11 protein-coding genes are annotated in these 13867 nt (G+C 68.7%); all 11 read right to left on the bottom strand.

What is annotated here, in order from left to right:
- The 11 genes from A9G05_RS27355 to A9G05_RS18995 all read right to left on the bottom strand — a co-directional run bounded on the left by A9G05_RS27355 (position 1) and on the right by A9G05_RS18995 (position 13698).
- A complete protein-coding gene (locus A9G05_RS27355) occupies positions 1–141 on the bottom strand; it encodes a hypothetical protein (protein ID WP_371850577.1) in 141 nt (46 codons plus the stop codon).
- Between the two features lies 1 nt (position 142).
- Complete coding sequence (locus A9G05_RS19040; protein ID WP_069562461.1) at positions 143–607, bottom strand: urease accessory protein UreD; 465 nt, start codon at positions 605–607, stop codon at positions 143–145.
- A 315-nt stretch (positions 608–922) separates the two neighbouring features.
- A complete protein-coding gene (gene urtE / locus A9G05_RS19035; RefSeq protein WP_069562460.1) occupies positions 923–1621 on the bottom strand; it encodes an urea ABC transporter ATP-binding subunit UrtE in 699 nt (232 codons plus the stop codon).
- A gap of 100 nt (positions 1622–1721) precedes the next feature.
- Positions 1722–2576 carry an urea ABC transporter ATP-binding protein UrtD gene (gene urtD / locus A9G05_RS19030; RefSeq protein ID WP_069562459.1) on the bottom strand — a complete coding sequence of 285 codons (855 nt, stop codon included), beginning with the start codon at positions 2574–2576 and terminating at the stop codon, positions 1722–1724.
- Positions 2576–3652, bottom strand: coding sequence for an urea ABC transporter permease subunit UrtC (urtC, locus tag A9G05_RS19025; RefSeq protein ID WP_069562458.1), 1077 nt, complete (start codon positions 3650–3652; stop codon positions 2576–2578). Before urtC ends, urtD begins: the two co-directional genes overlap by 1 nt.
- Positions 3652–5220 (bottom strand): urea ABC transporter permease subunit UrtB, encoded by a 1569-nt coding sequence (urtB, locus tag A9G05_RS19020; RefSeq protein ID WP_069562457.1) that lies wholly within the window; start codon positions 5218–5220, stop codon positions 3652–3654. The genes urtC and urtB overlap by 1 nt, the downstream gene beginning before the upstream one ends.
- A 108-nt stretch (positions 5221–5328) precedes the next feature.
- Entirely contained in the window at positions 5329–6591 is a 1263-nt protein-coding gene (urtA, locus tag A9G05_RS19015) for an urea ABC transporter substrate-binding protein (protein WP_069562456.1), read from the bottom strand.
- A gap of 83 nt (positions 6592–6674) precedes the next feature.
- On the bottom strand, positions 6675–7397 hold the full coding sequence (locus tag A9G05_RS19010; RefSeq protein WP_069562455.1) for a GntR family transcriptional regulator: 723 nt from the start codon (positions 7395–7397) through the stop codon (positions 6675–6677).
- A 1-nt stretch (position 7398) separates the two neighbouring features.
- Positions 7399–11028, bottom strand: coding sequence for an urea carboxylase (gene uca / locus A9G05_RS19005; RefSeq protein ID WP_069562454.1), 3630 nt, complete (start codon positions 11026–11028; stop codon positions 7399–7401).
- 12 nt (positions 11029–11040) lie between these two features.
- Positions 11041–12852, bottom strand: a complete 1812-nt coding sequence (gene atzF / locus A9G05_RS19000; RefSeq protein ID WP_240924823.1) for an allophanate hydrolase — start codon at positions 12850–12852, stop codon at positions 11041–11043.
- A 249-nt stretch (positions 12853–13101) separates the two neighbouring features.
- Entirely contained in the window at positions 13102–13698 is a 597-nt protein-coding gene (locus A9G05_RS18995) for a MarC family protein (RefSeq protein WP_069562482.1), read from the bottom strand.
- Between the last annotated feature and the right edge of the window lie 169 nt (positions 13699–13867).

The raw sequence follows: 13867 nt of genomic DNA, 5'->3' as shown, positions 1-13867 counted from the left end.
TCAGGCGATGGGCTGGTGGACGCTCACCAGCTTGGTGCCGTAGCGCATCAGTTGGGCCAGGGCCTGGCCGTCGCGGGCACCCTCCAGCCGGACGGCGGTGAAGATCAGCAGCTTGTCTTTCTCGCGGGGCGACAGGTCCATCTCAAGTACTCCAGGTTCGCGGGGGCTTGGCCTCGCGGCCGAGCAGGGCAGGGCGCAGCAGGCGCCAGAGTTCGATGAGCCAGGCACGGGCCTGCAGGGCCTCGGGGCCCAGGCAGCAGGCCGGGACCAGGCCGGGCCATTGGGTGAGGACGCCACGCCCGTCACAGTGGATGTCGAGAGCGGCCTGGTAGTGGCCGTCGCCGAAGCGCTCGCCGGCAGCGGGGCGGCCGAGGGCCACGATGTCCCAGTAAAGCAGACGGACATCGCCGTGCAGGTCGATGCCGCCGGGCGGGTGGACGATGACGGGCTGGCACACCTCCGGGCCTTCTGCATGCAGGTGTTTTTGCACCCTCAGGGGGCCGAGGTGGCGGTCCGGCACCGGAATGGTGCATTCCCCCCGGCGGGCATGGGCCAGTTCCAGTTCGGCGGGCCAGCTCGGCGTGAACGGGGTGGCAGGCAGCTTCATGGGGCGGTGGCGTTTCCCGGAATAGTTGACCGAGTGGGCAAGCAAGAGGCGTGCCCTGAACCGATTCGGTGCAGATTTGACGCTCAAAGAGTCCGGTTGATCTGCGAGTTCTGTGGAGGTTTCTGGTTTCGCCCCGCCGGGGGAGTTTCTTTTTTCAGTCGCGGTGTGTGTCAACGTACCTGTCGCCTTGCTACAGCTCTGGCAGCCCACTGCGCTCGGTCTTCTGAAGGGGCCGTTTCCCCGCCCCACCTTGTGTGCCAGGCACGATCACCGTGTGCGCTTCGGGGGCTCAAGTGACAAGTCACCCATTGCTTTTCAGATGGCCACCAACCCTCTCACCCCTTCGGCCTCCATGTGTTCCCCGCGCCCCTGCTGGATGACTTCGCCCCGGCTCATCACCAGGTACTGGTCGGCCAGTTCGGCGGCGAAGTCGTAGAACTGCTCCACCAGCAGGATGGCCATGTCGCCGCGTTCGGCCAGCGTGCGGATCACCGCGCCGATCTCCTTGATCACCGAGGGCTGGATGCCCTCGGTGGGCTCGTCGAGGATCAGGAGACGCGGCCGGCTGGCCAGGGCGCGGCCGATGGCCAGTTGCTGCTGCTGGCCGCCGGAGAGGTCGCCGCCGCGGCGGTGCTTCATCTCGCGCAGCACCGGGAACAGCGCGTAGATGGATTCGGGCACGGCCCTGGCGTCACGGGCGCTGAAGCGGGACAGGCCCATCAGCAGGTTTTCCTCCACGGTCAGGCGGCCGAAGATCTCGCGGCCCTGGGGCACGTAGGCGATGCCGGCGTGCACGCGCTGGTGCGGCTTGAGCCCGGTGATGGCGCGGCCCTCCCAGTTCACCGTGCCTTCCCTGGCCGGGATCAGGCCCATGAGGCATTTCAGCAGGGTGGTCTTGCCCACGCCGTTGCGCCCGAGCAGGCAGGTGACTTCGCCGATCCGGGCTTCGAAGGAGAGGCCGCGGAGGATGTGGCTGCCGCCGTAGTACTGGTGGAGCTGGTCGACTTTGAGCATGTCGATGTCCTTGTCTTTGCGTGGGGAGGATCGCGCTTCATCGATCCACCGTGCCTTGCCGGGGGGATGGGAAAAGCGTCATCCCCCCTGGGTTCGTTCCTCAGCGGCCGAGGTACACCTCGATCACCTGTTCGTTGGCCTGGACCTGGGCGAGGGAGCCTTCGGCCAGGACGTGGCCCTGGTGGAGCACGGTGACGTGGTCGGCGATGCTGCCGACGAAGCCCATGTCGTGTTCCACCACCATCAGCGAGTGCTTGCGCGCGAGGCCCTTGAACAGCTCGGCGGTGAATTCGGTCTCGGCGTCGGTCATGCCCGCCACCGGCTCGTCGAGCAGCAGCAGTTGCGGGTCCTGCATCAGCAGCATGCCGATCTCCAGGAACTGCTTCTGGCCGTGGGAGAGCAGGCCGGCAGGGCGCTGGCGCGCGCTGTCCAGGCGGATGGTGGCGAGCACCTCGTCGATGCGGTCCTGCTGCTCGCCAGTGAGGCGGGCGCGCAGGCTGGCCCACACCGACTTGTCGGTCTTCTGCGCCAGCTCCAGGTTCTCGAACACGCTGAGCGCCTCGAACACCGTGGGCTTCTGGAACTTGCGGCCGATGCCGGCCTGGGCGATCTCGACTTCGCTCATGCGGGTGAGGTCGAGGGTTTCGCCGAACCAGGCCTGGCCGGTGTCAGGGCGGGTCTTGCCGGTGATGACGTCCATCAGCGTGGTCTTGCCCGCGCCGTTGGGGCCGATGATGCAGCGCAGCTCGCCGACGCCGATGTACAGGTTGAGGTCGTTGAGCGCCTTGAAGCCGTCGAAGCTGACGCTGATGTCTTCCAGCGTGAGGATGGTGCCGTGGCGGGTGTTCAGCCCCTGCCCGGCAGCCTGGCCGAGGCCCAGGGCATCGCGACTGCTGCCGGCGTCGCGGTTGGGGTCGTAGGCGGGTTCGAGCATGAAGTTCGGGGTGGCACGCATCACTTGCCCTCCTTCTTCAGCAGGCCGATCACGCCCTTGGGCAGGTACAGGGTGACGAGGATGAACAGCGCGCCGAGGAAGAACAGCCAGTACTCAGGGAAGGCCACGGTGAACCAGCTCTTCATGCCGTTGACCAGCCCGGCGCCCAGCAGCGGGCCGATGAGCGAGCCGCGCCCGCCGAGGGCGACCCAGACGGCGGCCTCGATGGAGTTGGTGGGGGACATTTCGCTGGGGTTGATGATGCCCACCTGGGGCACGTACAGGGCGCCGGCCAGGCCGCAGAGCACGGCCGACAGCACCCAGATGAACAGCTTGTAGCCGCGCGGGTCGTAGCCGCAGAACATCAGCCGGTTCTCGGCGTCGCGCAGGGCGGTGAGCACCCGGCCGAACTTGCTCTTCGACAGGCGCCAACCGAGCACCAGGGCGCTCACCAGCAGCGCCACCGTGGCCAGGAACAGCACGGCGCGGGTGCCCGGCGCGGTGATGTCGAAGCCGAGGATGCGCTTGAAGTCGGTGAAGCCGTTGTTGCCGCCGAAGCCGGTCTCGTTGCGGAAGAACAGCAGCATGCCGGCGAAGGTCAGGGCCTGGGTCATGATCGAGAAGTACACGCCCTTGATCCGCGAGCGGAAGGCGAAGAAGCCGAACACCAGGGCCAGCAGACCGGGGGCGAGCACCACCAGGCACAGCGACCAGAGGAAGCTGGAGGTGCCGGTCCAGTACCAGGGCAGTTCGTTCCAGACGAGGAAACTCATGAAGGCCGGCAGGCCGTCACCGGCGCTCTGGCGCATCAGGTACATGCCCATGGCGTAGCCGCCGAGGGCGAAGAACAGCCCATGGCCCAGGGACAGCAGCCCGGCATAGCCCCAGACCAGGTCCAGGGCCAGGGCGACGATGGCGTAGCAGAGGATCTTGCCCACCAGGGTCAGGGTGTAGGCGGAGACCTGCAGCGGGCTGTCGGCCGGCAGCAGGTGCAGCAGCGGCAGGGCGATCAGCACGGCGAGCACCAGGGCGCCGACGCCCAGGGTGACTTTCGGGCCGGCCTTCTGCGCGGCGGTGAGGGTCAGGGGCTGGTTCATCAGTCGATCACCCGTCCTTTGAGTGCGAAGAGCCCTTGGGGCCGCTTCTGGATGAAGAGAATGATCAGCGCGAGGATCAGGATCTTGCCCAGTACGGCGCCGATCGAAGGTTCGAGGATCTTGTTCGCCACCCCCAGGCCGAAGGCCGCCATCACGCTGCCGGCCAATTGGCCGACGCCGCCGAGCACCACCACCAGGAAGGAATCGATGATGTAGCCCTGGCCGAGGTCGGGGCCGACGTTGCCGACCTGCGACAGGGCCACGCCGCCGAGCCCGGCGATGCCGGAGCCGAGGCCGAAGGCGAGCATGTCCACGCGGCCGGTGGGCACGCCGCAGCAGGCGGCCATGTTGCGGTTCTGGGTGACGGCGCGGACGTTGAGGCCCAGGCGCGTGCGGTTGAGCAGCAGCCAGGTCAGCGCCACCACGAACAGGGCGAAGCCGATGATGACGATGCGGTTGTACGGCAGCACCAGGTTGGGCAGCACCTGGATGCCACCGGAGAGCCAGGCCGGGTTGGCCACTTCGACGTTCTGCGCGCCGAACACCACGCGCACCAACTGGATCAGCATCAGGCTGATGCCCCAGGTGGCCAGCAGGGTTTCCAGCGGGCGGCCGTAGAGGTGGCGGATCACCGTGCGCTCCAGGGCCATGCCGATGGTGGCGGTGACGCAGAAGGCCACCGGCAGCGCCACCAGCGGGTAGAGGGCAAGCAGGTCGGGGGCCAGGCGCTGGAAGGCGAGCTGCACCATGTAGGTGGTGTAGGCACCGAGCATGAGCATTTCGCCGTGGGCCATGTTGATCACCCCGAGCAGGCCGAAGGTGATGGCCAGGCCCAGGGCGGCCAGCAACAGGATGGAGCCCAGGGACAGGCCGCTGAAGGCTTGGCCGAGCACTTCGCCCAGGGCCAGCCGACGCTTGACCTGGGCCAGGCTGGTTTCGGCGGCGGTGCGCACGGCAGCGTCGGTTTCCACGGCCGGGTCGAGCAGCGCCTCCAGGCGGGTGCGGGCCAGCGGGTCGCCGGTCTCGCCCAGCAGGCGCACGGCGTTCAGGCGCACCCCTGGGTCGGGGTCGACCAGTTGCAGGTTGGCCAGGGCCAGGGACAGGGCGTCGCGCACGGCGCCGTCCGCTTCGGCCACCACGCGGGCATTGAGCAGGGCGAGCTGCGCGGGCTTGGCGCTCTTTTGCAGTTCGCGGGCTCCGGCCAGGCGCAGGGTCGGGTCGCTGGCGAGCAACTGGTGGCTGGCCTGGGTGGTGATCAACAGGCCGCGCAGGCGGTTGTTCAGGCGCAGTTTCTTCGGCGTGGCGGCGGGGGCGGTGTCGCCCTCGGCGGCCTGCCAGGTGCCGTCCTGTTCGAAGTAGGCCAGCTTGGCGTCGATGGCGAAGCGATTCTGTTGCAGGGCATCGAGCAGCGGTTGGCGCGCGGCGTCGGGCTCGGCGGCCCAACGCTCCAGCAGCCGGGCCTGCTGGCTCGGATTGGCGGCAGCGAAGTCGTTGGCGTCACCGGCCCGGGCCGCCAGGGGCAGCAACAGTGCCAGGGACAGGAAGATTCGGAGAAGGCAGTTGGGCATGGAGAGGGAGGCTCCGTATCGGCGGGGGAGGCCGAAAGCCGGAAGCCCGAAGCGGGAAGTGGCGCGCGTGGACGTCCAGCTTCCGGCTTCAGGCCGCCAGCTTTTGGGTTAGTTCTTCACCGCGTAGTCCGGCTTCTTGTCGTTACCGGAGATGAAGGGGCTCCAGGGCTGGGCGCGCAGCGGGCCTTCGGTCTGCCAGACCACGGAGAACTGGCCGTCGTCCTGGACCTCGCCGATCATCACCGGCTTGTGCAGGTGGTGGTTGGTCTTGTCCATGGTCAGGGTGTAGCCGGAGGGGGCGGCGAAGGTCTGGCCGGCCATGGCTTCGCGGACCTTGTCGACGTCGGTGGTGCCGGCCTTCTCGACCGCCTGGGCCCACATGTGGAGGCCGACGTAGGTGGCTTCCATCGGGTCGTTGGTCACGGCGGTGCTGTAGTTGGGCAGGTTCTTGGCCTTGGCGTAGGCCTTCCACTGCTCGACGAATTTGCTGTTGACCGGGTTATCCACCGATTCGAAGTAGTTCCAGGCGGCCAGTTGGCCCACCAGCGGCCTGGTGTCGATGCCGCGCAGTTCTTCCTCGCCCACGGAGAAGGCCACCACCGGGATGTCGGTCGCCTCGATGCCCTGGTTGGCCAGCTCCTTGTAGAAGGGCACGTTGGAGTCGCCGTTGACGGTGGAGATCACCGCGGTCTTGCCGCCGGCGGAGAACTTCTTGATGTTGGCGACGATGGTCTGGTAATCGCTGTGGCCGAAGGGGGTGTAGACCTCTTCGATGTCCTTGTCGGCCACGCCCTTGCTGTGCAGGAAGGCGCGCAGGATCTTGTTGGTGGTACGCGGGTAGACGTAGTCGGTGCCCAGCAGGAAGAAGCGCTTGGCGCTGCCACCGTCTTCGCTCATCAGGTATTCCACCGCCGGGATGGCCTGCTGGTTCGGTGCGGCGCCGGTGTAGAAGACGTTGGGCGAGAGTTCTTCGCCTTCGTACTGCACGGGGTAGAAGAGCAGGCCGTTGAGCTCCTCGAACACCGGCAGCACGGACTTGCGCGACACCGAGGTCCAGCAGCCGAAGACCACGTCGACCTTGTCCTTGGTCAGCAACTGGCGGGCCTTCTCGGCGAACAGCGGCCAGTTGGACGCGGGGTCGACCACCACCGGTTCGAGTTTCTTGCCGTTGATGCCGCCCTTGGCGTTGATCTCGTCGATGGTCATCAGCGCCATGTCCTTGAGCGAGGTCTCGGAGATGGCCATGGTGCCGGACAGCGAATGCAGGATGCCGACCTTGATGGTCTCGGCGGCCTGGATCGTCCAGGACAGGCCCATGGCGGCGATGGACGCGGAAAGGGTGAAGGCCTTGATCAGGCTGCGACGTTGCATGTGGCGATCTCCATTCTTTCGAGTATGTGAGTCACTGCGTTTATCGGTCTGTTGTCTGGGCAGTTTTCAACGGGTCCTGCTCGTCACCCTTGGGCGGGCTGCGGCCGTTGCCGAGCGCTGTGCAACATGTGCAGGGTGATCTTGCGTACTTCAGCCTTGCTGACCTCGATGTGGCTCTTCAGCAAGTGCTGTGCCTCTTCGCAGCGGCGCGACAGGATCGCGCCGAGGATGCGTGCGTGCTCTTCGTAGGTGATCTCCACGCGGGGGCTCTGGGTGAAGTCCAGGCGGCGGATGATCCGGATCTTTTCGCTGACTTCCGCGTGCAGCCTTGCCATCTCGCGGTTGCCGGCAGCCTGCAGCAGCAGGCAGTGGAAGGCCTCGTCGAGCTGCGAAACGGCGCGGCCGTCCTGCAGCCGCTCCTGCGGCAGCACCATCCAGGTGCGCTGGAGCTGTGCGAGGGCCTCGGGCAGCTCGTCCTGGGGGCGGCCGCTGAGGCGGCGCACCGCTTCCAGCTCCAGCAGGATGCGCACTTCGTAGAGCTCCTCGAAGTGGGTGAAGTCGAAGGGCCGGACCTGCCAGCCGCTGCGGAAATACACCTCCAGGTAGCCTTCGCGCTCCAGGCGGTACAGCGCCTGGCGCACGGGCGTGCGGCTGACCGCCATGCGTGTGGCGATCTCGCCTTCGGAGAAGCGGTCGCCGGGCAACAGGCGGAACTCGAAGATGTCGTCCTTGAGCTGGGCGTAGATGCGTTCGGCGAGATTCTCCGGGCGCTCCTTGCCGCGTTTGTCCGGGTCGACCAGTTGCATCTCAGGCGGCCTCGCTGGGGTCGAGCAGCAGCAGGGCGTCGCCCGGGGTCACCGCCTTGCCCGGCTGGCAGCGCACGGCCTTGACCCGCCCGGCCACCGGTGCGGTGACCGCCAGCTCCATCTTCATCGCCTCCACCACCAGCAGCGGGGTTCCCGCCTCGACGTGCTGGCCGGGCTCGACCAGTACCTTCCAGACGCTGCCGCACATGTCGGCGCTGACCAGGTGGCCGTCGAGGTCGGCCTCGTCGTCCTGGGGGGCGGCCAGCGGCGTGGCGGCTGCAGGGTCGTCGTCGCGCCAGAGCTGCACCTCGGCGTCGAAGGCGGCCTTCTGGCGCGCCTGGAAGGCCTGGATGTCCTCGGCGTTGGCGGCGAGGAAGCGGTTGTATTCGGCGAAGTCGAACAGGCCGTGCTCGATGCGGATCTCGGCGCGACCTTCGCGGAAGGCCTCGCGGAAGGTGTCCAGCTCGGCCTCGCTCACCGGGTAGAAGCGCACCTGGTCGAAGACGTGCAGCAGCCAGGGCTGGCCATGCTCGAACTGGGCGTTCTTCACGTACTTGTTCCAGATCGGCAGGGTGCGGCCCACCAGTTGGTAGCCGCCGGGGGAGTCCATGCCGTAGATGCACATGTACAGGCCGCCGATGCCCACGGTGCCCTCGGCGGTGTAGGTGCGTGCCGGGTTGTACTTGGAGCTGAGCAGGCGGTGGCGCGGGTCCAGCGGCACGGCGCAGGGGGCGTCGAGGTAGACGTCGCCCAGGCCGAGGATCAGGTAGCTGGCGTCGAAGAGGATGTCGCGCACCGCCTCGCGGCTGTCCAGGCCGTTGATGCGCTGCAGGAAGTCGACGTTGTTCGGCAGCCAGGGCGCTTCGGCGCGCACGGTTTCCCGGTAGCGCTCGACGGCGCCGAGGGTGGCGCTGTCCTCGAAGGCCATGGGCAGGTGGATGATGCGGGTCGGCACCTGGAGCCCGGCCACATCGCTCAGGCGCTGTTCCAGGCGCAGGAGGTGCTGCAGCAGCGTCTGCTGGTGCAGCACGCGGCTGTCATAGCGCAACTGCAGGGAGCGCACGCCGGGGGCCAGTTCTTCCAGGCCAGCCAGGGGTTCGGCCTTGAGGGCCTCCATCAGCAGGTGCACGCGCAGGCGCAGGGCGAGATCGAGGACGTTGTCGCCGTACTCCAGCAGCAGGTAGGCATCACCGGCCTGGCGGTACACCACCCGTGGCCGCGTGCCTTCGGCGGGCAGTTCGGCGAGCACGGTGGCCGAGACGGTAGCGCCCGGCTGCAGGCTGGGCGCCGGCAGGGGCATGGCGCTGATGGCGGCCAGCGCTTCGAGGCTGCCCAGTTGCGCCTGCTCCAGGCTCTGGGCCTGCTGGAAGCCGATGGGGTGGAAGCGCAGCCTGTCGCCGGGCTTCACCTGGCCGACCTTCCACAGTTCGGCCTTGGCGATGGTCACCGGGCAGACGAAGCCGCCGAGGCTCGGGCCGTCCTTGGTGAGGATCACCGGGAAGTCGCCGGTGAAGTTGATTGCGCCGATGGCGTATTCGCAGTCGTGCACGTTGGAAGGGTGCAGGCCGGCTTCGCCGCCGTCGGCACGGGTCCAGCTCGGCTTGGGGCCGGACAGGCGCACGCCGAGGCGGTTGGAGTTGTAGTGCACCTCCCATTCGGCGGCGAAGAACGCCTCGATGGCCTCGGCGGTGAAGAAGTCCGGGGCGCCGTGGGGGCCGTAGAGCACACCGATGTCCCAGGTGCTGCCGTAGCGGGGGATGAGGCTCGGGTCGGCGGCCTGGGGTGGCGCCACCGGGGCCGGGGTGGTGCAGGCCGGCAGGGCGGGCTGGGAGATGGCCAGCATGTCCGCCGGGCGCAGGGTGCGGCCGGCGTGGCCGCCGAACTGGCCGAGGGCGAAGGTGGAGCGGCTGCCCAGGTAGAGCGGCACGTCCAGGCCGTTGCGCACCGCGAGGTAGGTGCGGCAGCCGTGGGTGGCGCGGCCGAGCTTGAGCACCTGGCCGGCCTTGATGGCGAGCGGTTGCCAGTAGTCCACGGGCTCGCCGTCCAGTTCGGCCGGGCAGTCGGCGCCGGTCAGGGCGATCAGCGCATCGCAGTGGAAGCGCAGCGTCGGTCCCTGCAGGGTGAACTCCAGGCCGGCGGCACTGGCGTGGTTGCCGACGATGCGATTGGCCAGGCGGAAGGCGAAGTCGTCCATCGGGCCGGAGGGCGGCACGCCGATGTCCCAGTAGCCGAGGCGGCCGGGGTAGTCCTGCACGCTGGAGTAGGTGCCGGGCTCCAGCACTTCGATGGCGCTGGGGCGGAAGGCGAAGTCGTCGAGCAGGCGGGTGGAAACCTGGCCGCTGGCCAGGCGCGGGTCGGCCACCACCTGGCGCAAGTAGTCGAGGTTGCTGGCGATGCCATGCAGGCGGGTTTCGCCGAGGGCCTTGCGCAGCTTGCCCAGGGCTTCGTCGCGGTCACGGCCGTGGACGATCAGCTTGGCGATCATCGGGTCGTAGAAGGCCGAGACCTCGCTGCCGGTGCTGACCCAGCCGTCGAGGCGGACGTCGTCGGGGAAATGCACGTCGGTGAGCACGCCGGGGCTGGGCATGAAGTTCTTCAGCGGGTCTTCGGCGTAGATCCGCACCTCCATCGCGGCGCCTTGTGGCGCGCGTTGCAGGGTGGGCCAGTCGAGTGCGTCGCCGGCGGCCACGCGGAGCATGCATTCGATCAGGTCGAGGCCGGTGACCATCTCGGTGACCGGGTGTTCCACCTGCAGGCGGGTGTTCACTTCGAGGAAGTAGAAGGCGTCGCGCGCGGCGTCGTAGATGAATTCCACGGTGCCGGCGCTGCGGTAGCCCACCGAGGCGCCCAGCTCGATGGCGGCGGCGTGCAGGCGCTCGCGGGTGGCCTGGGGCAGGTTGGGGGCGGGGGTTTCCTCCAGCACCTTCTGGTTGCGCCGCTGCAGCGAGCAATCGCGTTCGCCCAGGGCGACCACGCGGCCCTGGCCGTCACCGAAGATCTGCACTTCGACATGGCGGGCCTGGTCGACGAAGCGTTCGAGGAAGACCCCGGCATCACTGAAGAACTGCTCGCCCATGCGCTTGACGCTTTCATAGGCATCGCGCAGTGCCTGGGCGTCGGCGCAGCGGGTGAGGCCGATGCCGCCACCGCCGGCGGTGGTCTTGAGCATCACCGGGTAGCCGATGTGCTCGGCGGCTGCCAGGGCGTCGTCCAGGCCCGGCAGCAGGCCGGTGCCGGGGGCCATGGGGACGCAGGCGGCAGCGGCCAGTTCGCGGGCGCGGTGCTTGAGGCCGAATTCGCGGATCTGCCCGGGGGTGGGGCCGACGAAGGCGATGCCGGCGGCTTCGCAGGCCTCGGCGAACTCCGCGCTTTCGGAGAGGAAGCCGTAGCCGGGGTAGATGGCCTGGGCGCCGCTTTGCGCGGCGGCGGCGAGGATCTTGTCGATGCGCAGGTAACTGTCGGACGGCTTGTCGCCACCCAGGGCGATGGCCAGGTCGGCCTCATGGACGTGCTGGGCGTTGCGGTCGGCGTCGGCATACACGGCGACGCTCTTCACGCCCAGGCGCTTGAGGGTGCGAATGGCGCGGACGGCGATCTCGCCGCGGTTGGCGATCAGTACGGTGCTGAACATGACGGTCTCTCCCTAGTGTTTGTCGGTTGGCTGGCTGGCGATGAAGGCGCGCCAGCCGCCGAAGGCGGTGATGTCGCGGGCGCCTTCCAGAGCGTAGGGCTCGCAGATGAACCCCTTCACCCAGCGGCCGTCTTCCAGTTGCAGGTTGCCGATGCCCAGCGGTGGCGGGATCTCCGCGACGAACTCGCCGAAGCGCGCCAGGGGGATGTCCCAGAGCTCGACGATCAGGGGCGCGCCACCCTGGCTGCGGACCAGGCCCGGCTTGGGCGGCACGGTGCCGGGCAGGGCGAACAGGCGGTAGTCGGCCGTGGTGCGGGTCTGTTCCACCCGCACGGCGTCGCGGCTGGTGAGCTGGGCGTTGAGGGGCATGCCGGTGAGGTGCGCGCCCACCACTGCGACGCGGACGCAGCCAGGGGCCTGGGTCGGTGCTGCCTGGGGCGGCAGGGCGCGGCCGGTGGCGCCCAGGGGCAGGCCGAGGGCCGCCTGCCAGCGCTTGCCGAAGTCGGCCAGGGCGCTGTCGTGCCAGGCCGGGGCGAGCAGGGTGATGCCCGCCGGCAGGCCGTCGGCACGCAGGCCCGCGGGCAGGGCCAGGGCGCTGAGGTCGGCGAAGTTGGTGAAGTTGGTGTAGGTGCCGAACTGGGCGTTGAACCGCACCGGCTCCTCGGCCATCTCGGTGATGCGGCGGAGGGTGGGCGCGGTGGGCACCACCAGGGCGTCGAAGGGCGCGAGGGCGTCGTTGATGCGCCGTGCCAGTTCGGCGCGCAGGTACTCGGCGCGGTAGGCGTCGCAGGCGCTGTAGCCCAGGCCCTGGCCGAGGATGCTGCGCACCACCGGGTCCATGGCCTCGGGCTGGTCGCTGAGGATGGCGCCTGCGGCGACGGTGCGTTCGGCCACCCAGGGGCCCTGGTAGAGCTGTTCGGCCAGTTGGCGGAAGGGGCTGAAGTCGATCGGGGTGATCGTGCTGCCGAGGGCGCGAAGGCGCTCCAGGGCCGCGTCGAACACGGCACGGTTCTGTGCGTCGCCGAAGAACTCCAGGCTGTCCGGCACCGCCAGCTTGGGTGCGGCGGGCATGCCCACCGGGGCGCTATGGGGGTTCTGCCGCGAGTAGGGGTCTCGGACGTCGTAGCCGCCGGCGATGTGCGCCACGGTCTCGGCGTCGGCCACGGTCAGGGCGAACACGGAGATGCAGTCGATGCTGCGGCACGCCGGCACCAGGCCGGTGTTGGGCAGGCGGCCCTTGGTGGGCTTCAGCCCGACGATGTTGTTGAAGCCGGCGGGTACCCGGCCGGAGCCGGCGGTGTCCGTGCCCAGGGCGAAAGGCACCAGGCCACGGGCGACTACGCTGGCTGAGCCGGAGCTGGAGCCGCCGCTGACATAGGCGGGGTCGAAGGTGTTGGCTACTGCGCCGTAGGGCGAGCGGGTACCCACGAGGCCGGTGGCGAACTGGTCGAGGTTGGTCTTGCCGATGAGGATGGCGCCGGCTGCACGCAGGCGCTGGACCACGGTGGCGTCCTCGGTTGCCGGGTAGGCGAAGGCCGGGCAGGCGGCCGTGGTGGTCCAGCCGGCGGCGTCGATGTTGTCCTTGATGGCGAAGGGCACGCCGTACAGCGGCAGGTGCTCCCGGTCGCCGTCGACGGAGGCCAGCAGGGCGCTGAGTTCGGTGAGCTGGGCGTCCAGTTGTTCGGCGCTGGCGAGGCTGATCCAGGCGTTGTCTTCCCCGGTGAGGTGCCGGCGCAGGGTATGCAGCAGGTCGGCGGGTTGCAGCAGGTCGCGGTAGGCCTGTTGCCAGTCGGCCAGGGTGAAGGCGATGGGGGCGTCGGACATGTTCTGGGGTTCCATCTTGTATCCAAGTTGGAATTCCCTAGAGCAAGGGCGGTGCCAGGTCCGCCAAAGGCCCGTGGCTGCTGGCGTCCGGGGCTTTCAGCGGGGGCGCGGTGCGTGCGGTGGCGCACTGCGCTGGGGCGCGGCGGGCCGCTCCGGCAATGGGGTGGTGCACGCCGGGCTGCGGCTGTCACGCATTGCAGGACGGGTCGACCCCGCCCTGCGGATGGCCTGGTGGTGGCCGGTGCGCGGTCAGGGCACCAGGTAGTTCTTCACCCCGGTGAAGATGATCTGGGCGGCGAGGGCGCAGACGAACAGGCCCATCAGGCGGCTGACGATCTGCAGGCCCTGCTCGCCGAGGATGCGTTCGATGCGGTTGGAGAGGTAGAGCACCACGCCGACGGTGACACTGGCGAGGGCGATGGCGGCGAGGGCGGTGAACTTGTCGTTCCAGTGCACGTGGCCGGCGCCCATCACCAGCATGGCGCCGATGGTGCCGGGGCCGACGGTGAGGGGGATGGTCAGCGGCACGATGGTGACGTCCTGCTGGACGTTGTCGGCCTGCACCGCCGGCTTGCCCTGGGCCATGCCGAGGGCGGAGATGAACAGCACGGCGCCGGCGCCGATGCGGAAGGCGTCGATGGTGATGCCGAAGACGTTGAAGATGCTCTGGCCGAACAGGTAGAGCAGGGCGCTGGCCACCAGGGTGCCGAGGGCGACCTTCCAGGCGAGCTTCTTGCGCTCCTTCACCGTGTAGCCCCGGGTGAGGCCGATGAAGCAGGAGAGGACGAAGAAGGGGCTGTAGAGCACCAGCATCTTCAGGTACAGGCTGAACATCGTGGAGAGCATCGGACGGGCTCGCGAGGCAACGGTGGTGTGAGTGTAGGAGGCGCCGGGGGCCATACCCGTTGATCCGGGTCGCCCTGGCGAGGGGCAATCATACGCCGGCACGCCGCCGGATGTGGGGTGCGCGTCGTGTCAGCGCGGTGTGGGTACCGGGCGTGGCGCGGGGCAGAAG

Source organism: Pseudomonas sp. ENNP23 (assembly GCF_001728945.1).
Taxonomy (GTDB): domain Bacteria; phylum Pseudomonadota; class Gammaproteobacteria; order Pseudomonadales; family Pseudomonadaceae; genus Metapseudomonas; species Metapseudomonas otitidis.
This window is presented reverse-complemented; position numbering and strand designations above follow the sequence as displayed.

Excerpts from the sequence above, each read along its gene's own strand:
- A9G05_RS27355 (WP_371850577.1), bottom strand. The coding sequence starts at position 141 with ATGGACCTGTCGCCCCGCGAGAAAGACAAGCTGCTGATCTTCACCGCC.
- A9G05_RS19040 (WP_069562461.1), bottom strand. The coding sequence starts at position 607 with ATGAAGCTGCCTGCCACCCCGTTCACGCCGAGCTGGCCCGCCGAACTG.
- urtE (WP_069562460.1), bottom strand. The coding sequence starts at position 1,621 with ATGCTCAAAGTCGACCAGCTCCACCAGTACTACGGCGGCAGCCACATC.
- urtD (WP_069562459.1), bottom strand. The coding sequence starts at position 2,576 with ATGCGTGCCACCCCGAACTTCATGCTCGAACCCGCCTACGACCCCAAC.
- urtC (WP_069562458.1), bottom strand. The coding sequence starts at position 3,652 with ATGAACCAGCCCCTGACCCTCACCGCCGCGCAGAAGGCCGGCCCGAAA.
- urtB (WP_069562457.1), bottom strand. The coding sequence starts at position 5,220 with ATGCCCAACTGCCTTCTCCGAATCTTCCTGTCCCTGGCACTGTTGCTG.
- urtA (WP_069562456.1), bottom strand. The coding sequence starts at position 6,591 with ATGCAACGTCGCAGCCTGATCAAGGCCTTCACCCTTTCCGCGTCCATC.
- A9G05_RS19010 (WP_069562455.1), bottom strand. The coding sequence starts at position 7,397 with ATGCAACTGGTCGACCCGGACAAACGCGGCAAGGAGCGCCCGGAGAAT.
- uca (WP_069562454.1), bottom strand. The coding sequence starts at position 11,028 with ATGTTCAGCACCGTACTGATCGCCAACCGCGGCGAGATCGCCGTCCGC.
- atzF (WP_240924823.1), bottom strand. The coding sequence starts at position 12,852 with ATGTCCGACGCCCCCATCGCCTTCACCCTGGCCGACTGGCAACAGGCC.
- A9G05_RS18995 (WP_069562482.1), bottom strand. The coding sequence starts at position 13,698 with ATGCTCTCCACGATGTTCAGCCTGTACCTGAAGATGCTGGTGCTCTAC.